Origin of the sequence: Aneurinibacillus sp. XH2, assembly GCF_001439585.2 — a bacterium.
Classification (GTDB): Bacteria; Bacillota; Bacilli; order Aneurinibacillales; family Aneurinibacillaceae; genus Aneurinibacillus; species Aneurinibacillus thermoaerophilus.
The window spans coordinates 2106040-2126664 of the sequence record NZ_CP014140.1; the positions used below are offsets into that span (position 1 = coordinate 2106040).

General features: G+C 48.4%; 18 protein-coding genes and 1 riboswitch. Of the genes, 5 read left to right on the plus strand and 13 right to left on the minus strand.

All coding sequences use genetic code 11. The features are described from left to right. Positions 1–258: 258 nt before the first annotated feature. Complete coding sequence (locus ACH33_RS10445; RefSeq protein ID WP_082706002.1) at positions 259–1566, minus strand: Na+/H+ antiporter family protein; 1308 nt, start codon at positions 1564–1566, stop codon at positions 259–261. A gap of 206 nt (positions 1567–1772) precedes the next feature. Between ACH33_RS10445 and ACH33_RS10450 the strand changes: the two genes are divergently transcribed. After that, on the plus strand, positions 1773–2381 hold the full coding sequence (locus ACH33_RS10450; RefSeq protein ID WP_057898970.1) for a TlpA disulfide reductase family protein: 609 nt from the start codon (positions 1773–1775) through the stop codon (positions 2379–2381). A gap of 20 nt (positions 2382–2401) precedes the next feature. On the opposite strand, the gene pepF is transcribed toward ACH33_RS10450, so the two are convergent. The 7 genes from pepF to ACH33_RS10485 all read right to left on the minus strand — a co-directional run bounded on the left by pepF (position 2402) and on the right by ACH33_RS10485 (position 12681). After that, positions 2402–4321, minus strand: a complete 1920-nt coding sequence (gene pepF, locus ACH33_RS10455) for an oligoendopeptidase F (RefSeq protein WP_057898971.1) — start codon at positions 4319–4321, stop codon at positions 2402–2404. Positions 4322–4528: 207 nt separating this feature from the next. Next, complete coding sequence (locus ACH33_RS10460; protein WP_057898972.1) at positions 4529–5353, minus strand: aldo/keto reductase; 825 nt, start codon at positions 5351–5353, stop codon at positions 4529–4531. Positions 5354–5529: 176 nt separating this feature from the next. After that, positions 5530–5802, minus strand: coding sequence for an FtsX-like permease family protein (locus ACH33_RS20110; protein ID WP_236781858.1), 273 nt, complete (start codon positions 5800–5802; stop codon positions 5530–5532). A gap of 138 nt (positions 5803–5940) precedes the next feature. Further along, on the minus strand, positions 5941–6753 hold the full coding sequence (locus ACH33_RS10470) for an ABC transporter ATP-binding protein (RefSeq protein ID WP_057898974.1): 813 nt from the start codon (positions 6751–6753) through the stop codon (positions 5941–5943). Between the two features lie 149 nt (positions 6754–6902). Further along, positions 6903–7745 (minus strand): sensor histidine kinase, encoded by an 843-nt coding sequence (locus ACH33_RS10475; protein WP_057898975.1) that lies wholly within the window; start codon positions 7743–7745, stop codon positions 6903–6905. Further along, complete coding sequence (locus ACH33_RS10480; RefSeq protein ID WP_057898976.1) at positions 7742–8473, minus strand: response regulator transcription factor; 732 nt, start codon at positions 8471–8473, stop codon at positions 7742–7744. The genes ACH33_RS10475 and ACH33_RS10480 overlap by 4 nt, the downstream gene beginning before the upstream one ends. 308 nt (positions 8474–8781) lie before the next feature. Then, positions 8782–12681 carry a dynamin family protein gene (locus ACH33_RS10485; RefSeq protein ID WP_057898977.1) on the minus strand — a complete coding sequence of 1300 codons (3900 nt, stop codon included), beginning with the start codon at positions 12679–12681 and terminating at the stop codon, positions 8782–8784. A 125-nt stretch (positions 12682–12806) separates the two neighbouring features. Here ACH33_RS10485 and ACH33_RS10490 point away from each other — a divergent pair, with 125 nt between their 5' ends. Both ACH33_RS10490 and ACH33_RS10495 read left to right on the plus strand, forming a co-directional pair. Continuing rightward, positions 12807–13112, plus strand: a complete 306-nt coding sequence (locus ACH33_RS10490) for a hypothetical protein (protein ID WP_057898978.1) — start codon at positions 12807–12809, stop codon at positions 13110–13112. Between the two features lie 380 nt (positions 13113–13492). Further along, positions 13493–13682, plus strand: a riboswitch (Lysine riboswitch). Between the two features lie 121 nt (positions 13683–13803). Continuing rightward, positions 13804–15309 carry an amino acid permease gene (locus tag ACH33_RS10495; RefSeq protein ID WP_057898979.1) on the plus strand — a complete coding sequence of 502 codons (1506 nt, stop codon included), beginning with the start codon at positions 13804–13806 and terminating at the stop codon, positions 15307–15309. 47 nt (positions 15310–15356) lie between these two features. Here ACH33_RS10495 and ACH33_RS10500 read toward each other — a convergent pair whose 3' ends face one another. Next, positions 15357–16358, minus strand: coding sequence for a C40 family peptidase (locus tag ACH33_RS10500; protein WP_082706003.1), 1002 nt, complete (start codon positions 16356–16358; stop codon positions 15357–15359). Between the two features lie 140 nt (positions 16359–16498). Continuing rightward, the gene (locus ACH33_RS10505) at positions 16499–17440 is read right to left on the minus strand and encodes an NAD(P)-dependent oxidoreductase (RefSeq protein ID WP_257721567.1); all 942 of its coding nucleotides are present in this window, start codon (positions 17438–17440) and stop codon (positions 16499–16501) included. A 78-nt stretch (positions 17441–17518) separates the two neighbouring features. Between ACH33_RS10505 and ACH33_RS10510 the strand changes: the two genes are divergently transcribed. Then, a complete protein-coding gene (locus ACH33_RS10510) occupies positions 17519–17950 on the plus strand; it encodes a cell wall hydrolase (RefSeq protein WP_057900335.1) in 432 nt (143 codons plus the stop codon). A gap of 11 nt (positions 17951–17961) precedes the next feature. After that, the gene (gene gerQ, locus ACH33_RS10515) at positions 17962–18402 is read left to right on the plus strand and encodes a spore coat protein GerQ (protein ID WP_082706004.1); all 441 of its coding nucleotides are present in this window, start codon (positions 17962–17964) and stop codon (positions 18400–18402) included. A 165-nt stretch (positions 18403–18567) separates the two neighbouring features. Here the strand turns inward: gerQ and ACH33_RS10520 are convergent, their stop codons facing one another. The 3 genes from ACH33_RS10520 to nadE all read right to left on the minus strand — a co-directional run bounded on the left by ACH33_RS10520 (position 18568) and on the right by nadE (position 20391). Then, positions 18568–18999, minus strand: a complete 432-nt coding sequence (locus tag ACH33_RS10520) for a MaoC/PaaZ C-terminal domain-containing protein (RefSeq protein WP_091259882.1) — start codon at positions 18997–18999, stop codon at positions 18568–18570. 11 nt (positions 19000–19010) lie between these two features. Then, complete coding sequence (locus tag ACH33_RS10525) at positions 19011–19454, minus strand: MaoC family dehydratase N-terminal domain-containing protein (RefSeq protein ID WP_236781860.1); 444 nt, start codon at positions 19452–19454, stop codon at positions 19011–19013. 106 nt (positions 19455–19560) lie between these two features. Then, the gene (gene nadE, locus ACH33_RS10530) at positions 19561–20391 is read right to left on the minus strand and encodes an NAD(+) synthase (protein ID WP_057898981.1); all 831 of its coding nucleotides are present in this window, start codon (positions 20389–20391) and stop codon (positions 19561–19563) included. Positions 20392–20625: the final 234 nt, after the last annotated feature.

Genomic DNA, 20625 nt, shown 5'->3' on the forward strand with positions numbered 1-20625 from the left:
AGGCATGCAATCTATCACACTTTATTATCATTATCTGTCATTATAGCTAAACTATATAACGATTGTGTGAATATAACCAAACTTGACTATGTAAACGTCCAAGGATCATTCCGATGCGCCTGCTACCTCGCGAGCCCGTCTGTACTCATCGCAGGCATTGCGCTGGTCGTCAACCACAATTTTTCAGACAATATAGCCAAAGGCGATGGCTGCCTGCACACACGCACGACACCATCGCCTTTTTATTTTATTTATCAATTATAGTACCATAGCCGCAATGAATCCAAATATAAATAAAGGAATATTGTAATGCAAAAACGTCGGGACGCACGTATCCCATATATGATCATGCTGTCCGTCTGCGTTTAGGCCAGACGTCGGCCCGAGCGTACTATCAGAAGCCGGCGATCCAGCATCGCCAAGCGCACCCGCTGTCCCGATAAGCGCTGCGGTCGCAAGAGACGAAAAGCCAAGCTCGGCGCATAGCGGTACGTAAATCGTTGCAATAATCGGCACTGTACCAAAAGAAGAGCCGATGCCCATCGTAATAAGAAGTCCGATCAGCAACATAATAGCGGCAGCCAGCATTTTGTTACTTCCAAGCCATGCGCCACTCGCCGCTACAAGCCCTTTGACCGCCCCGGTTTCTTGCAGCACAGACGCGTAACCGGACGCCAGCAACATAACAAATGCAATAAATCCCATCATGACCACGCCGCGCTGTACAACCTCATCGCCTTCGTTCCAGCAAACAATACGGAATATAAACATCAACAGAATTCCAGTTAATGTACCAAGCACAAGGGATTCCATCCATAGTTGCACGCCAAGCGCCCCTAGAATCGCCGTCAGGGTAAGCGCGTGCTTACCGGTAAAAGCTGTTGTTGCATGTTCATTTTTTGTTGATAACACAAGCGTATTTTCTTTTTCAACATACGTTCTTTCTTTGCGATATGAAATAAACAACGCAATAAAAAGCCCGAAAATCATCCCGAGCCCCGGAATCAGCATCACTTTCGGAAACATGGATACATCAATTGGCATCCCGTTTTTTCCCATCTCTTTTGCCACAATACCGTGATAGATAAGTCCGAAACCAGCAGGAATCATAATATACGGAGCCTGTAGACCAAATGTAAGCGCCGAAGCAACAGCCCTGCGGTCAATTTTCATCTGATTGAACAGAGAAAGCAGCGGCGGAATAAGAATAGGAATAAATGCGATATGCACCGGCACAACATTTTGTGATAACGATGCCACAAACGCAATCGTGACAAGCAAAACACCGCGCTTTCCCTTCAGTATACTAATTAACTTCTTTAGGAGAATGGACGTAATATTAGAACGAGCAATCATGACTGCGAACATGCCAAGCAACACATAGCTGAGCGCCGTTTCCATTTGTCCGCTCATCCCTTCAATCATTGTGGAAACTGCCTCTTTCAGCGAGAGTCCCCCCATTAAACCAGCCGTTATCGCCGCGGCGATTAATGCAAAAATAACATTAATCCGCAAAAGCGACAGCACAACGATAACAAGCACAGATACAACCACTGCATTTAACAACACTGTTTCCTCCTTTAGTATGGTAGACAGATGAAGTTATATCATACGAAAGGATTTCTGACAAGAAGAAGAAATCAAATCAAATACAACGCAAGCCTCCGAAAAATTCCGGGGGTTTTTCTTAGACTTCTATTTTTGCTTGCTTTCGGCTTATACTTATAGGACAGGTACATTGGGAAAAAACATGGAAGGAAGGAAGAGAGTCCATGAAAAAAATGGCGGTACTTCTTGTATTGCTTGTGCTTATTGGCGGCATGCTCTACAGCACGCTCAGTAAAAAAGAAGAAACACAGACCGGCGCTGAGACGACAGCAAATAAAACAGTGACAAGGAAAGAAATAGAGCCAAAGACAGAACAAGAAACACAGCGCGTAGAAATAGGGGTGCAGGAAGGCAAGAAGGCGCCGGATTTTACGTTGGAGACACTGGACGGCAAAACCATGCACTTGTCCGACTTGCGAGGAAAGATCGTCATTTTGAATATATGGGCGACCTGGTGCCCTCCGTGTCGTGAGGAAATTCCTGATATGGTAAAATTTTATCGTGCTTATAAAGAGAAAAATGTAGAAATTCTAGCTGTCAATCTTACGGAAACGGAAAGCAGCGTGCCGAATGTCAAACGGTTTGCCCAAGGAATGAATATGCAGTTTCCAGTGCTGCTTGACCGGAAGTCGCATGTGGCTGACATGTATCAAGTTACTATTGTTCCCACTAGTTTTATTATCGACGCGGACGGAATCATCCGCCAGCATGTTATGGGTCCAATGACATATTCAACTATGGAAAAATTCATAGAAAACATAAAGCAAAAATAATGTATGAAGATGATCTATCATTATTTTTGGCTTATCAGTTTTTCCAATTCATTTAATGTTTCTGCAAACACTTTCAATGCATCGTCGATTGGTTTAGATGTAGATACATCAACACCTGCTTCCCGTAATATTTCAATCGGCGCTTTGGAATTACCCGCAGATAGAAACTTCTCCCGAATCCGATCCACGGCAGGTCTGCCCTCTTTCAACACCTGCTCAGCCAGCGCTGTGGAAGCGGCAAAGCTGGTCGCGTACTGATAGACATAGAAATTGTAATAAAAATGCGGAATGCGTCCCCATTCCATCGCAATTTCTTTATCATTCACCATGGCTGCTCCATAATATTTTTTATTGATATCAATATACATTTTCTTAAGCGCTTCCGCATTCAACGACTCGCCTGCCTGTTCTTTTTCATGAATCAGTTTTTCGAATTCAGCAAACTGTGTCTGACGAAATAGCGTTGTCCGAAAATTTTCGAGGCGCTGATTCAACAAATATATTTTTTCTTGCTTTGTTTTCGCCTTAGCATACATGCTTTCAAATAGCAATGCCTCATTTAGTGTAGAAGCGACTTCCGCGGTAAATATCGGATAATTGGCTGTAATATACGGTTGGGTTCGATTTGTATAATATGTGTGCATAGCATGCCCAAGCTCATGCGCAATCGTAAATATATCATCAGTCGTACCCTGATAATTTAATAGCACATATGGATGTGTGTCGTACGCGCCTGATTGGTATGCGCCGGAACGCTTGTCAGCGGTCGAATACACATCGATCCACCCGCTTGTGAACGCCTTGCTTAGCACTTTGCCGTACTCCTCACCAAGCGGCTTAAGCCCTTCCAGCACCCGTTGTTGCGCTTCTTCGTACGGAATATACGATGAATTCGCCTCTACAATCGGTGTATAGATATCGTACATGTGCAGCTCTTTGACGCCGAGCATCCTCTTTTTCAGTTCCATATAGCGATGCAAAAGCGGCAACCCCTTGTTGACGCTTTGAATCAACTGGTCATACACTTTTACCGGCACATTGTTTGGCGTTAAGCTCGCTTCCAACGCGTTGCGATACTTTCGTACCTTGGCGTACGTATTATTCGCTTTTACTTTTCCAGAAAGCACCTGAGCAAATGTATCCTGATACTCTTCAAGCGTTCTGTAATACGCTTCGAATGCCGCTTTCCGGACATTGCGATTTTTGCTTTCCATATAAGCCGTAAAATTGGCACGCGTCAATTGCACTTCTTTTCCGTTCTCGTCTTTAATTTTCGGAAATTTCACATCCTTGCTGAGCAACGAATACACATTTTCTGGATTCTGTCCGAGCGGTGAAAACTGGGCCAGCAGTGCTTCCGTTTCTTTGTTCAGCGTATGGGGCTTAATCCGTTCCAAATCTTCAAGAAACGGCTTATACGGGGCAACCTCCTTTTTGGCCAGATACGCTTTTCTTTTGTTTGGTGGAATGGCCAGCACTTCCGGTGTAAACCAAGACGTTTTTTCCGAAACGAGCACGCTTGCTTTCTCCGCCTTATCAAACAATTCTTTCAATGAAGAATTGGAGGCATTAACATCAAAGCCCATGGATGCGTATACGTATACCTTATCGCGCAACCGCATAAGATCACTTAAATCATTAAGCGCTTTCAAAAACACAGCATATGATTCCGCCAATTTCCCCTGATGGGCCGGGAACGCGTTTGCCATTCTTTCCAGTTTCTTAAGATCGGCTGTCCAGGCCTCTTTGCTTATATAAATGTCTTCTAAGTTCCACTTGTACCTCGCTGGAATATCCGCACGCGTCTTATATTCCGGCCGCTGCGCCTTTTTAATCATCTCGGTCGTGTTCATGACTTCGCTGCCAAGCACAACCGGCATGGGGAAGACGGACACCGCAAACGTCACCGCTGTTACAGTGGTAACGAACTTTCGTTTCATGTTTCACACCTCTTTTCCAAAAATGTGTAACTACTTTATGGTATGCACATCTTCCTAGGTATCATACCAGGAAATTCATGTTAATTACTCAACTTTGGCAGCATAAAATCCCCAGGCATCCCTGCTTTAGGAGTACTTATTTCCACTTATTGTAAAGCGATTCATAAGAGGTAGAAAAAAGCCCTCCGTAAAGGAGGGCTGTAGTCATCAGAAAAATTGATCCGGATCAGGGCCGAAACGGTGATCCTTGTTCAGACCATCGAGTGCCGCCATATCCTCAAGCGAAAGCTCGAAGTCGAAGATGTCCGCATTTTCGCGGATGCGCTCTTCTTTGGTCGACTTCGGGATTGTCACCACACCGTGCTGCAAATCCCAGCGCAGAACGATTTGTGCCGGCGTTTTGCCGTATTTGCCGGCCAGTTCGGTCAGAACCGGCAAATCGAGATGTCCCTGCATAAGCGGGCTCCACGCTTCAAGCTGAATCCGGTGCTCCTTGCAGAAATGGCGCAGCTCCTGCTGCGTCAGCAGCGGGTGAAACTCGACCTGATTCACCATCGGCACTACTTCGCAGTCAGCCATCAGCTCTTCCAGATGGTGCACTTTAAAATTGCTTACCCCGATTGCGCGGACAAGCCCGTCTTTGTACAATTTTTCAAGAGCTTTCCACGTTTCCTTGAACTTGCTCGTTCCCGGCCAATGGATCAGATACAGATCGACATACTCGAGACCCAGCTTGTTTCGGCTTTCTTCGAAAGCCTTCAGCGTGGAATCGTAACCTTGATCTTTGTTCCACACTTTCGTTGTAATAAACAATTGTTCACGGGGTACGCCGCACTCCTTGATCGCCTTGCCCACGCCTGCTTCGTTGCCATAGACGGCCGCGGTATCAATGCTTCGGTACCCTGCACGAACCGCCGCCTTGACAGCCTGTTCCACCTCGCCGCCTTCGCTCATCTTCCATACGCCTAGCCCGAGCCACGGCATTTTGACGCCGTTCGCCAGGACCGCGTTGTTCGACATGCTGTGAATCATGCTCAATTCCTCCTGTCTGCCCGAAAGTATTGACATAACGATGATAACATAACAGCGGCACCTGTTTCCATGATAAGCGAAAATTTGAAAATTCCATCCGGAGCTGCTCTATCCAGCTCACGTACCTGTTTCCGGTTATTAAATTCGATTCCACAAATCTGCGTCTCGTAAGTCGCCTAACGCGCGCCTTTGAAAATTTCCCTCAACGCAAGCAAAAACAACTTCGAGAACAACAGACCGAGTCCGATGCCAACGGTGGTCGCCAAAGCAGCGATAACCATCGTTTCCGTCAGCACCATTCGCCGGATTTGGCCATTCGTCATGCCGAACAGCGACAGCAAACCGAATTCCTTGCTCCGTGACTTTAGGAACGCCGACAGTGAGTACAACACAAAGAAGAAGGAGAAGATGACGATAATGTATTCGCAGGCAACCATTCCTTGTTTCACGTAATTGGCTGCCTGCAGCTTCCCCCCCCCACGACATCCGGGTGCAATATGAACTGGGCGTAAAGGAAAAAGATCATAACCGAGAAAACGCTGCTAAAAAAGAACGCTGTATACTGGCGCCAGTTGCCTCGAATGTTGCTAGTTGCGAGATGCCGAAACTTCACTGAAATTCCCTCCCAGGACGCTCAGCGCATCAAGAATATGCTGAAAGAATACCTGTCGGTTATCTCCTCTGCGGATCTCCGAGAACAACTTGCCGTCTTTGATAAAGAGGACGCGCTTGCAAAAGCTGGCCGCGAACGGGTCGTGCGTCACCATCAGAATCGTTGCGCCGCGCTGCTCGTTCATGTCCTTCAGAGCGCTCATGACATCGTGAGCCGCCTTAGAGTCGAGGTTGCCGGTCAGTTCGTCCGCCAACACGAGGGCAGGATCGTGGATCAACGCCCGGGCGATCGCTGTCCGCTGCTGCTGTCCACCCGACACCTCGTACGTCCGCTTATCGAGAATTTGGCTGATGTTCAGGTGGCGGGCAAGTTCTTCCAGTTTTGTTTCCATAACCTTCGATTTCGCATTATCAAGCACCAGCGGAAGCAAAATATTCTCCCGGATCGAGAGCGTGTCGAGCAGGTTGAAATCCTGGAAAACGAAACCGAGCTGACGGCGGCGGAACAGCGCGAGTTCCTTCGCGCTCATGGTTGCAGGGTTCATTCCGTTTATCGTCACCCTGCCCGACGTCGGCCGGTCGATCGTCGCCAACAGATTGAGGAGCGTCGTCTTGCCGCTACCGGATGGCCCCATGATGCCGACAAATTCGCCGGGATACACTTTCAGATTTACCTCGTCCAGCGCTTTGTGGAGAACGGCATTTTTCGCTGAACCGTAAATTTTGGTCAATGCTTCAGCGTGCAAAACCGGTGCGGCGGCTCCGGATGCTTTTGTGTGCAATTGCATGGTATCTTCCTCCTATCATTACTTCCTTCTTTACATTTTGGCTATCTGTTGGCTCCATTATAGTACCGCAACCGGTCATTTTTTACATTGCTCAAGCTTACAAAACGAAAGACGAACCTTACAATTTTGCAAGGTTCGCCTGGATTTTGTCATGTCAATTTTGTCAGCGACCGCGTTTCGAACACGATCGTCACGGTCGTACCTTCCCCCGGGCAAGACGATACTTCAATGCGGCGCCCCAGCCGGTCGAGCACCTGTTTGACCAGGTATAGTCCCATGCCGCTCGCCTCCTTCGTCAGACGACCGTTCTCGCCTGTGAAGAACGGTTCGAAGATACGCGGCAAATCTTCCGGGGGTATACCAACCCCCTCGTCCTCAACCTGAAGCAAAACAGCGCGGCCTTCCCGGCGAACCCGAAGGTCGAGGGACAGCCCGGTGCGTCCGGTTAACCTCGAATACTTCAGCGCATTCGAGATCAACTGCTGCAGCATGAAATGCAGCCATTTCCTGTCCGTTTCCACTTGGATGCGCTCCGGTTCCGCCGTATCTGGAGGCTGCTGCAGAAGAAGGGCGATGACGGACACGGGCGTTTTCATTTGGTGTACCCACATCTGGACGTATTCGAGATGGCGCTCCTGACTCTGCCGGTGCTTCAACAGTTCGGTCGCATACACGCGATGCATGTCATGCAAACGGCGCACCAATGCTTCTTCCTCGCCGGTGACCGGACTCATGATGCGCAGCACATCATCGAAATCTTTGCCAGAGGTCTTCAACTGTCTGTAGAGCAGCCGATGCCGAATGTAGTCATAAGCGAGATACAGGAACGCGGCGAAAGCTTGCAAAATCGCCATGTATGCAATCTCGGATACTGTCAGGCCCACCCCGCGAAAGTGCAAACCTAACCACAGAAACAATAGCACCAATGCGGACGAGCCCGAGTATAGCAACAAAAGTGGCAGACGATCGCAAAGAAAGCGGGCCAGGGTCACGGTTCCTCTCCTCCCATCCACGCTGCTTGTTCATCCGCCCATTGAACGTTCAACTTGTACCTGTGTCTGCGAATCGTTTCGATGCAATCCCCCAGGCCAAGTTCTTCTAACTTTTTGCGAAGACGAGTTACATTCACCGTCAACGTGTTATCATCCACAAATGTAGTGTCATCCCATAGCGTCTCCAGCAGTGTCTCCCGGCTTACGGCCTGTCCCGCTTTTCGTGCCAGCGCCTCCAACAGCTGAAACTCGGTCTTGCTCAGATGGATCGATCTGTCTCTGAACTCCGCGGTAAAACGAGAACGATCGAGCACCAGCCCGGACAGATCGAGGATGTCTGAAGAAGAAACCGAGTAGGCGTATTCACCGTAGGTGCGACGCAACAAACTCTTCAGCTTTGCAAGTACGACGTCGAGATGAAACGGTTTGGTCAAATAGTCGTCCCCGCCGTTTTCGATTGCCATCACTTGATCCATCTCGCCCGAACGGGCCGACACGTAAACGATCGGCACATTGGACACCGTGCGGATTTGCCTGCACCAGTAAAACCCGTCGAAATAAGGCAGGTTAATGTCCAAAAGAACAAGATGCGGGCGAACCTCCAGAAACTCTTGCTTCAAATTTTTGAAATTGCAGGCAACATACGGTTGATATCCGTACTTTTCCAGATGAGCGGCCAGCATTTCAGCGATTTTTGGTTCATCCTCGACTATGAACACTTTATACAACGGATCTCCTCCTTAATCTTCAAAAATTGTATCACAGGTAATCCCGAAGTTCATTAACCACGTTGCCCGCGTTCCGGAAAACTCCCTGTCGAAAACCGGGGAACCGTTCTTTGCAATCAATCGAGAATGAAGGTGGCCTTGGATAATCAACAAACGTATTTCTCGAACGATAAAAAAAAGCCCTGTTTCCAGGGCGAAAAATGTGCCACACTAACTACCACGATAGAATGGCTAAAAGGGGACATGCTTTATAACTTTTTTTATTATACAACGTTATATAATTTTTGCATAGTGTTTATATCACTTTTTTAAGTGGATGCTGTTCGTCTAGGGCGCGAATGATAAAGTCTTTGCAATAATTCATACGCATCGTCAAGCGCTTGAATGTTAGTGGTCATTCCAAGCGCAGTTAGCTTACCCGTATAGTATTCTTCCACCTTTCGTCGTATCTCCTGACATATCCGAGCCACCTCTTCATCAAAGGCTGGAAGGTACGCCCGCTTCATCCGCACCTCGCAATCCGTCACATATTCGCTTACCGGTTCCCGCAACCGAACTTCGAGCGCATCGCGCAATCTAAGGTTCCCTTCTTCCACAAAAAAAGCATTGCGGCTTTTATATGGGGCGAGTAAATCAGCAAACGCTGAGGCGTTCAACTCATGCAAGCCAGCCGGAAAAGACAGCGCAGCAAATTCCGGCGCTTCATACACCGGAAGCGCGAACCCTCCATCCACTTCCTGGAGTTCTCGTTCCGCCCGGAGACGAATCCCGCCCAAAATACGCGCAAGAAAGTTTTCAATCCTAAGCGAAGTCGCCCGCATCTCCTGCGCTAAATCGAACGCAACAAAGCGGAGCATCTCGTTTGTATAGCGACGCAACAGGGTCTGCATTTCCTCTTTTTCATCCGAAAACGCCGCCGCGTTAAAAATAATCTTAAACTCGTCAAAGTACCGGTAAAATACGCGTTGTTTCACATAATAGAGCAATTCTTCAATTTCCTGCTCGACTAGCCCGCGCTCAATCTCTGTATCCAATCGATTGACTACATCCAACGAATCGCGTCTTGCCCTATCGGCCTGTACTCGTTTTTCCTGCCGTTCTTTTTCTCCGGCCCGTGCCTCCGTGCGCCAAGCGTCCAGAATTGCAAGCGCGCGTCCGATCTCTTCATATGCCGCGTCCACCGCCGCCTCGGTCAATTCATCCATTACAAACCGATAAAAATCTTCCTCAAACAACGTAATCCCGGAAAAAAACCGTCCTTCCGCGCCATTAAGGGGAACTTCGTCCGATCCCGTACCCGTTAGCTTGCGGTACAGCGCTGCTTCCTGTTCCGTCAATTCCCCACGTGCGTGCCGTTCGGCCAATACGGCGATTTGGCTTGATACTGGATATAGGCGGGCTCCTCTAATCCCACAGGCAAGCAGATTGCGCTCCACATGAGCCAATACGTCGTCGATCTCGTCTTCAGAACCAGCTAGGTCAGCCGCATTGACGATGAAAAACATTTTGTCTTTGGCGAAATGCTCTTTTACGCGGCCTAGCTGAATAAGGAATTCACGATCCGCGCGCGAAAACGCGTGGTTATAGTAGGTTACAAACACGACCGCATCCGCATGCTTTATGTGATTGAACGCGACCTCTGTGTGGCGCGCATTCAGCGAACCGGAGCCCGGCGTATCTATGAGAATAACGCCTTGACGCGCCAGCGGACTATCGTAATACAGCTGCACCTGTTCCACGAAACAGGCACGTTCCTCCACGGCGACGAACGCAGGCATTTCCTCCAGCGTCGCTTTCTGTTCCGTTCCAAAGCGACCCTGCATCCAAGCAAGCCCGTTTCGCACCGCCTTTAAGAAAAAGAGATGTTCATCCCGTAACAATTCCAACGGGTCACGCTCTTCTTCGGCTTCCGCCTGTCCGCTTTCTTGCCCCATAGCGCCCGGTTCCCGTTCCGCCTTCACCCGTTTTTCCTTCCTTTTCCGCATGAATGTTTCATGCGCGTCGAGCAGTGCTTCCAATTCAGCGAACGAAGACACATGCCGCTCCGAAAGCTCGAGCGCCTGATTCATATCGCTCAACATCTGTTTTTCGCTTTTAAATTTAACCACGACCGTACCATGCGGATGCCCTTCCGCCGGCGGAAGCACGTAGTTAATCGTCGCGGTTGTCGGATGTGGTGATACAGGCAATACCATGTCTTTTAACAAGGCATTAGCGAACGATGATTTTCCGGCGCTAAATGCACCGAACAAGGCGATCGTATACTGCCGCCTTCTCATCCGATCCGCACGCGCCGCAAGCTCTTGCGCCGTCTCATGGAAACCGGGTAAAGACGTAAGCAGGCGGGCGCTTTCTTCAAGGGCTTGCACCGCAGCGCCAGCACGCGCTTTTATTTGCCCGGCATTTTCTTTGCGCGAGCGTCTGTTTGTTCCCTGTTTGCGCCCGATATGTACCCGTGCTCTTGCCCTTTCCCGTCTTCCACGCGAGGCAAACGCCAGGAATGCGGCGGACACATCCCCTACCTCTTCTTCAATCGGATGGTATTCATCCCGCGCTCCGTCAAGCGCGGCCATCATCTGTTTTAAGGCGCGCACCTGTCCTTCCGCTATCGTCCGCAGCGTCCGCGCTGCCGTGAGCTTTTCGGTAAGCTTCCTGCGCGCTGCCGCCAGCGCGTCCGCTTTTTTCTGTCGGTTTTTCTTTAAATTAGCCAGCGCTGCTTCCATTTTCTCCTTTGCCATTTCAGAATACAGCCTGCGAATCGCGTCTGCGACAACAGAAGTATAGCGCATGACAGACTCGCGGTTAAACAGCGCGCCCCTATTTAGCAAACCGGTTAACCATTCTTTCGTAATCGGCACTTTCATTTCGTAAATGGAGCGACGCAGCTTTTCGTCTTCCACCCCGTATACTTCCAGATGTTCAAGCATCATTTTTTTAAGGTGAATATCAATATATGTCGCCGCATTCTCACATACCTCTTTGTGAAAGCGCGCAAGCCGCCGCTCCCGCTCGATCCTAGTCCGGCGACCCGAAAACAAGTGACCGACACGAAAACTCACTTGCGTTGATTCAACGAACGCACGCGCCAGTTCGCGCGTATGATATGGCATCAAATTCGCGTTGTTAAGCAACCGCTCAAGTTGGGCCAAAAATTCCTGTTCAAACCGCTCGGTTTCCTCGGAAAGCGCCGCTTCACGCTCTTTTGCTTCTCTCAACTCACGGGCGATGCGTTCTTCATCTTCCATCCGATATGTGCCAAGTTTCGCATGACATGCGTCAATCTCCGGCCGCCGCGTCGCTTCGCGCCACATTAAATGATCGCGCATCAGCAAACAAGCTGCTGTAAGCACGGTTTCCACGATCCGACGCCGCTTCTTGACGATCGCATCCGCCAATCGATGCTTTACAAGCGGCAAATCATTGTGCGGATGATCCGGCTCACGCACTGTCGTAAAAAAAAGCGGAAAAGCGTCCGTTTCCTGCCCTGTAAACACGTCCTCAACTTTGCTCCGAAATTCGGCAAACCGCACTTCGAACGCCACGTGTTTATCGATCTGGTTGACCAAGAGCCAGGTTGGTTTCATTTGCTCTCGCAGCGTTTCGATAAACTCCTTGTTCACCCGAGATTGGACATGGTTGTAATCCATGATATACAGTACAAGGTCAGCCGTATGCAACTGCGATTCCGCCGCCACCCGGTGCGCATCCTCTGTCGAATCAATACCTGGCGTATCGAGAATTGTCACCCCCGGCGGAAGCTGGTCATTTGGGTAACTGATTTCCACCCGGTCTACCCGATCACCATCCGTACAATATGCCTGAATTTCTTGCATATCATACGGGTAGGTAACATTCACTTCCCCCTGTTCTTTAAACGTCACTGTCACGCGCGCAGGCCCTGTCTTGACTTTCACCACATTAGCGCTTGTCGGAATTGGATTTGTTGGCAATAAATCATGTCCTATCAACTCATTAATCATCGTCGATTTGCCAGCCGAAAAATGACCGCAAAATGCGATGACAAACTCGGATGCTTCCGCTTTGTCGAGCAAATCCCGGCATCGCTCCGCACGCTTTTTGTCCCCCGCAAGCTCAAACTGGTATAGCAATTCCCGCAAACGTCCCGCAACTTGAACAAGCGAAATATTCTGATTTTCAACCCATTTTCGAATGGCTGATTGCGCGAAAGTATCTGGAGGTATAAACATATAATCCCCATATTCTTGAATAATTTTTTAAAAAAACAAAAACCCTAGTGCCAAAAGGTATAAATTCTGCTATGCTGTGGCATGGCTAGAACAAAACTCATGTTCAAAACGAAAGAGGTTTAACAATGATGATGCAAATTCTTTGTATCTTCTTCATGTTCAGTATCATTATCGGCTTTTCGTATGTGGCGTACAAAGACGAACAAAAGCGCAAAATGGTCTATGTGACGGATGAAATGCTGAAAAAACCACTCACCGATCAGGCAGTCAGGCATTATATCGCGTTCTTGAAGACAGCTCCAGAGCGCAATAACGCGTCCTACTGGCATTCGCTATGCCGGGCATACGAGCAGATCATGAAAGCGAAGACGATTGACCCGCGCCTGAAAAAAGAACTGAAAAAAACGTTGAGAAAACAAGTGATCGTATAAAAGCAGGACACATGGCTCCTTTTTTGTTTTTATTGTATCATACAATAAAACAAAAAAGGCAGGAGGAGTGAAAAAGAGAAGCGGATGCACCTTGCGCGAAGCAGGTAGTATCCATTCTCGTCCTGCTTACTTTTGTCTTCGAAAGAAACACATTCAATGATAAGTATTTCCATTAACATGTATCAATTCTGTATGATATAAGCCCCTTCCAATCATCTCTATCAAAATTTATTTTACAAACGGTTATTACACCCTACCGGATGTACGCATCTTCGGGTCAATAATTCATTCCAAATTTTCAAGTATTGATTTATCATTCAACTTCTACTATACTTATTTTTGTTTATGTAAATTCATAGAAAAAATCCTCATCATCATATAGATGAGGTAGAGGTCGCGGTTTTTATAAGTACGGCGGGAGAGACGCGGAGAACGTCTATGAATTCGTCGGAAAGGAAAAATCGCCGAAGTCTGTGTGCGTTCTCCGTGCGCGCGGGCTGGGGCTGTCACCGAACAGGGGCAGAACTGTCACGTTTGCTTTCTGAACGAACGTGATGCGCTATCTTCATGGAAGGTATGATGCGGATTTTACGTAATGCCGCCGGAGATTTCCTTCCGGCGGCATTTTTTATTTCGCACTCCTTCCTTTAGTTTAGCATCATACCACAACAGTAAAAGGAGTGTTTTTGCGATGCAAATAACAACGGAGAATTCCTCACAGCCACGCGAGCAAGCGTCTGCAGGACAGTTGCGACGCGGACTTAAAGCCCGCCATCTTACCATGATTTCTCTCGGTGGTTCGATCGGTACCGGTCTGTTTCTCGCAAGCGGAAGCGCGATTCATGACGCCGGTCCGGGCGGCGCGCTCACCGCATACATCGCGATTGGCATCATGGTATATTTTCTTATGACAAGCCTTGGCGAGCTGGCTACATTTATGCCAATATCCGGTTCGTTCAGCACCTACGCGTCCCGGTTTGTCGATCCGGCGCTTGGGTTCGCGCTAGGCTGGAACTATTGGTATAACTGGGCGATTACGATCGCGGCAGAACTCTCTGCGGGAACGTTGCTCATGAAATTCTGGTTTCCGGATAGCCCGTCCTTGCTCTGGAGTGCTTTATTTCTTCTTCTGATGTTCGGCTTAAACTATTTATCAGTAAAAGGATACGGGGAATCGGAATATTGGTTCGCGCTGATTAAAGTAACGACCGTCATTATTTTTATCGTTATTGGTCTGCTCATGATTATTGGTATTATGGGCGGTGAAGCGATAGGATTTAAAAACTTTACCGTAGATGACGCACCATTCCACGGCGGCTTTATGGCTATGCTTGGCATTTTCATGGCCGCGGGCTTTTCGTTCCAGGGAACGGAACTGCTTGGCGTTGCGGCCGGCGAAAGCGATAATCCGAGAGAAAATGTGCCAAAAGCAATTCGGCAAGTGTTTTGGCGCATCTTGCTGTTTTATGTGTTGGCGATTCTGGTTATTGGTCTGCTTATTCCGTACAACAACGAAAACCTGGTTCATGATGGCATCGAAGACATTGCCATGAGTCCATTTACGATCGTGTTTGAAAAAGCAGGGCTTGCCTTCGCGGCATCGGTCATGAACGCCGTGATTTTGACGGCTGTACTATCCGCTGGCAACTCCGGCATGTACGCTTCCACACGCATTCTGTGGGCACTCGCCAAAGAAGGGAAAGCCCCAAAATTGTTCGCAAAAGTGAACCGACGCGGCGTTCCGGTATACTCCCTGCTTTTAACATCATTCGTAGGTGCAGCCGCATTCCTTGCTTCTGTATTTGGAGATGGCGTCGTGTATACGTGGCTTTTAAACGCATCCGGCATGTCAGGCTTCATTGCCTGGATCGGGATCGCCATAAGCCATTACCGCTTCCGCAAAGCTTATCTCGCGCAAGGGTACGATGTAAACAAGCTACCTTATAGGGCGAAATGGTTCCCGTTCGGTCCAATTTTTGCTTTCGTCCTCTGTCTTATTGTCATCCTCGGCCAAAATTACTCAGCGTTTACGGGAGAAACCATTGACTGGAATGGCGTGCTCGTCTCTTACATTGGACTACCGCTATTCATCGTGCTGTGGCTCAGCTATAAATTCGCCAAAAACACAAAAGTCATTCCTCTCAAGGAATGCCAAATATACGGCGACGAAACGCTCCCGTCCTCCCGCCAAATGTAAGTAACTACCCCCTCCCCGCCTTATTCCGTGTAGGCGGGGGGCTTTGTCTACTTTAAGTAGCGCCGCGCGCCGGCAAATTCTTTCGCGTACTCTGGCGTATCTACAGGAATGATTTCCACCGTACGCGCCGAATTCGGCGAATGAATCATCATACCATCCCCGGCATACATTGCCACATGATGAACTTTGCCTTTCCCCTGATTATACGCAAAAAACAGAAGATCCCCCGGCTTAAGTTTTTCTTTCGCCACCGGCGTTCCGTATTTCGCCTGTACGGATGAATCGCGCGGAATAGTTATGCCGTGCGACTGATATACCGTAAACGTAAAGCCGGAACAATCGAATCCAAAACCGCTCATTCCTGCCCATAAATACGGCAAACCAAGAAACTTCTTACCCGTCTTCACAAGTTGCTCTCCGGTCGGTTTCGGGATAGCTTTCATTGACGCGTACACTTTAGCGTCCTGCTTCTTCACCCAAGCATGCTTACCGTCCGGCTTCAGTACTTGATAGGCGTCTTTCGTTTCGTGTTCGTAAGGCAGGCGCGTATTATAGCTAATTTCCATTTCCTCATGTTTTAAAGTAGCCGAGTTGTACAACTTCGCTGTCGGAGACGTGATCAGCACAAACGGCTGGCCATCTTTTGCGGCAAAGCGTTCGTTATATGTCAGTTGGGTAGCCAGCATCCAGCCGGGATATCCTTGTGCATTGCGTGGAGTGGGTTGACCGTGTACCGCCACTTTCACCCACTTTCCTTTTCGTTCCAAAATTGTGACCTTGTTTCCGTACAATGCCTGTGTCTCCAGTTTTGGAACCAAGCCAAGTTTTTCTTCCAGCGTCATGGAGCGCGTCCACTTCCACATATCGACAGGATGTGTGAGCGACGGAGCATCAACAGGGCGGACAATATCCGGTTTTATCCACAAGGTAGCCACCGCCACATCCACATAGGCGCTCTTTTTCGACGCGGCGCTTTCCGCACCAACGGGAAAACCATTCCCCAGCAACGCCAATAGCACAGCCAAAAACATCAAAGACAACGGCTTCATCACTTAGTGCTCCTCCTTGTTACCGTTTTTTATTTTTGCTTAGCGGTAACACCAATGCCCAAAGATGCGAGCAGATCTACCGTTTTGCCGCAGTAAATCAGGGCTGTTAGCTCTTCTGCCAAGTTACTTTTCCTGGCGTCTTATAACTGCTGGTCTATCAATTTGTATAATGCCTGGGTGCCGCTATTTGCCTCGCCTTTCTCCGCAAGCTCGTCGTACAGCGACTTGGCCAGCTTCAACCCCGGCGTCATCATTCCCATTTCTTCTGCGGCTTCTAGCGCGATCCCCATATCTTTAATAAAGTGTTTAATATAAAAGCCCGGCGCAAAGTCACCTTTCAACATGCGCGGCGCCAGATTGCTAAGCGACCAGCTTCCAGCCGCGCCGGTGGCAATACTTTTCAAAACATTTTCCGGGTCAAGACCTGCTCGCTTCGCATATACCATTGCTTCACATACGCCAATCATGCCGGACGCAATAGCGATCTGATTGCACATTTTCGTATGCTGTCCGGAGCCGGCTTCTCCCTGGTAGACGATATTCGTCCCCATTTGCTCAAAAATCGGCTTCATCCTTTCAAATGCTTCTTTTTCCCCACCAACCATAATAGCCAGTTTTGCCTGGCGTGCCCCGATGTCACCGCCGGATACCGGTGCATCCAGCGCATGAATGTCCTTTTTCTTCGCTTCTTCATAGATTTTCTTTGCCAGAAGCGGACTCGATGTAGTCATATCGATAACATATGTACCGGGTTTGGCGTGCGGCAAAATCCCGTTCTCACCTAGATACGTCTCCTCAACATCTTTCGGATAACCAACCATCGTGATAATAACGTCAGCTTCTTGCGCCAGTTCAGCAACCGTGTCTTTCCAAACCGCTCCGGCCGCAATCAGTTCTTCTGCCTTGGCCTTGGTGCGGTTGTAGACAAGCAACGGATAACCGGTTTTCAACAAATGACCGGCCATGCTTCTGCCCATAACCCCGGTGCCGACAAAACCAATCGTAGTCTTTTTCACATCCTGTGCCATGCTTTTCACTCCTTCACTTTGTGTATAACGAACCACTTTTTCATAATAAAACAAATGCCATAAAACGTATAGGCGAATCACCAATTTCTCGTTTCCTCAATATGATAAGTAAGGAAGCGGGAGGTGAAAAAATTGGCTGTTGTACGTGCAACAGAAGAGGACGTTAAATTGCTGGCCCGGCTTATACGCGCGGAAGCAGAAGGCGAAGGTAATTTAGGCATGCTTATGGTCGGAAATGTCGGCGTTAATCGCGTAAGAGCGAATTGCCTTGATTTCCAACCCATTACCGACATTCGACAAATGGTATTTCAGTATCCTGGTGGTTTCGAAGCTACACAAAAGGGATATTTTTATCAACGGGCAAGAGCGAATGAGATTCGTCTAGCAAGAAAAGTAATTAATGGAGAGCGATACCATCCGGCAAGCTTCTCTTTGTGGTTCTTTAAACCGACAGAAGATTGTCCTGCTCAATGGTTCAACCAACCGAATGCTGGCCGGTATAAATCTCATTGCTTTTTCCAGCCCGTTCCGGAGAATTGTCCTGCAGTATACCAAACGTATTAAGGAGGAGCAATATGTATTATCCGTATTATACAATTGAAAATCGCCAAACGTATCCACAATATTTATACGGATGGAACATTCCGCAAAACCAAACACCCGGTGTAAGTCAAAGTCCTACGCCTACAACTCCGACCGCCCCGCCGCAAGCACAGCTACAAGTGCCTATGCCAAGCATGCTGCCGCTGGAACAGTCTTATATTGAAAACATTTTGCGTCTCAACCGCGGGAAAGTAGCAACCGTATACATGACATTTGAGCGGGGCGGCACCAGCGAATCAAAAGTGTTTAAAGGCGTGATTGAAGCTGCTGGCCGCGATCATATCATTCTCAGCGATCCCGAAACAGGAACACGGTATTTGTTGCTCATGGTATACCTTGATTATGTTACGTTTGATGAACCGATTGAATACAGTTACCCGCTTGGCCAAATGGCAACATATCCACCGCGATAAACGCAAAAAACATAAAGGTGCGGGAAACAAAAATTTCCCACACCTCTTTCTACTAAAAATATTTTTTACACCCACAATCCAATCGTTAGCACAGGTACCAGTCAAATAAGATGCCATCTAGCACGGTACGCAGCCGTACAGCGCCTTTTACAATCCCGCCGCTACTTAGGCGCGTGGAAGCAATGCTTCGCACATCCCTTTCACTTTTACTTCACCTTTCTGATCTACGGCCTGAAGTTTAATTTTAATGAATGTCCCTTCATCCGTTTCTTCCTTCGCGGTCAATTGTCCGCGCACGGTAATCTGATCGCCCGGGCGGGTAATGGCAGAAAATCGGACACCAAATTTTTTAATCGATGCACGTGGCACCCACGTAGCAAGCGCCTGGCCAGCAAACCCCATAATCAGCATCCCATGGGCGATAACACCACCAAGCGCGGCCTCCTGCGCCACGCTTTCCACAGTATGTATTGGATTAAAATCACCTGACGCACCGGCGAACTTAATGAGTTGCATCCGGGTAATCGGCGGTTTTTCAAGCGGCGGCAGTTCGGTCCCCACCTGCACATCACGATTCGCAAGCAAATATGGTTCCATATTCTTCCTCCTTACGGCGTTTTGACCAACATCATGCGGGCGGCCATTACTTTTTCGTTGTTTTGATTTCTGTATATCGTCTCAAGCGTGTAAAACGCCATACCGTTTCGCTTTGTTTTTACATCGGTGACTTTTGTCTCGGCGTAAATCATATCCCCTGCGTATACAGGAGCGAAATATTCGTATTCCTGTTCACCGTGCAGCAATTTTTTCATGTCAATGTCAAGCTGCTCCATCAAATCTTCAAAGCTTGACCCATACCACATGTCGATTACTTCCATGAATGTAGGCTGGATCGGAATGGCGTCGAGCCCTTCCTCTTTCGCTTTCGCTTCATCGGTATAGATCGGATTGTCGTCGCCGAGCGCCAGCGCAAGTTCACGGATTTTGCCCGCTTCCACTCTGCCAGAGTACGGCGCAAACGTATACCCTTTTTTATCCTCTGGATTTGCCACTATCTTGTTCTCCTTTCTTTGATATGTATTAGCCCTGCAAAATTTCCTCGATCGGCTTAAGATTTTCCGAACGGTCGACGGACTTCCCTTTCCGCACCTTGGCGCTCTATTTTCTCCACCACGTATCAAAAGGTGATACCGGAAGATGACGCTTATGGCGCGTTTTCATATAATGGCGCTCGATTGCCTCCGCCGCTTTCGAATCCACTGCCTTGCCTTCGAGGTAGTCGTCAATTTCCTCGTAAGAAACACCCAGCGCCACCTCGTCCGGGAGCAGCGGTTTATCGTCCTCTAAATCCGCGGTTGGAACTTTCATATAAATCTGTTCGTCCGCTCCCATATGCTTTAACAATTCGCGCCCCTGGCGCTTAGTAAGTCCTGTCAGCGGAGTCACATCGCACGCGCCGTCCCCGTATTTGGTAAAAAAGCCGGTCACCGCCTCCGCGGCATGATCCGTACCGATCACAAGCAATCGATAATGCGCGCCAATATCATACTGTACTTTCATACGTTCTCTTGCTTTTATATTGCCTTTTAAAAAGTCGGACAACGTCTCTCCCGTCGCTGCCTTAAAAGCTTCGTATGCGGCGTCCACCGCCGGTTTAATATTCACTGTAATCGTTTTGTCCGGTTTAATAAAGTCAAGCGCGCGCTGCGCGTCTTCCTCGTCTTTTTGCACGCCATACGGCAGACGAACGGCGACAAATAGATACTCTTTGTTCGTCTCACGACGCAGTTCTTCCATCGCGCGCTGCGCCAAGCGGCCAGCCAGCGAAGAATCCTGGCCGCCAGAAATTCCGAGCACATATCCTTTCATCCCGGTCTGAATGACATATGCTTTCAGAAAATCAATCCGCCGCCTTTCTTCATCAGCCGGTACAATGGTAGGGCTGACATGCAATTCTCGAAGGATTTGTTGCTGAAGCTGATGAGTCATAAGTATCTTTCGCATCCTTTCTTTGTGCATCGTTCTGCTTCTCTATCTATTATAACCTTTCTTTTCCCTAATTCGCTTCCCTCGAATACAAAAAACAAGAGCGGCCGTCTCTTTGTTTCCCATACCTTATTTTCACCATTTTTTTTGCGGATTCCTGCCGGGTTTGCTAGCAAAATCAAAATAATAATCGTGACGTATATGGAATAAGAATATTCATTTTGCTATGATGAAAGA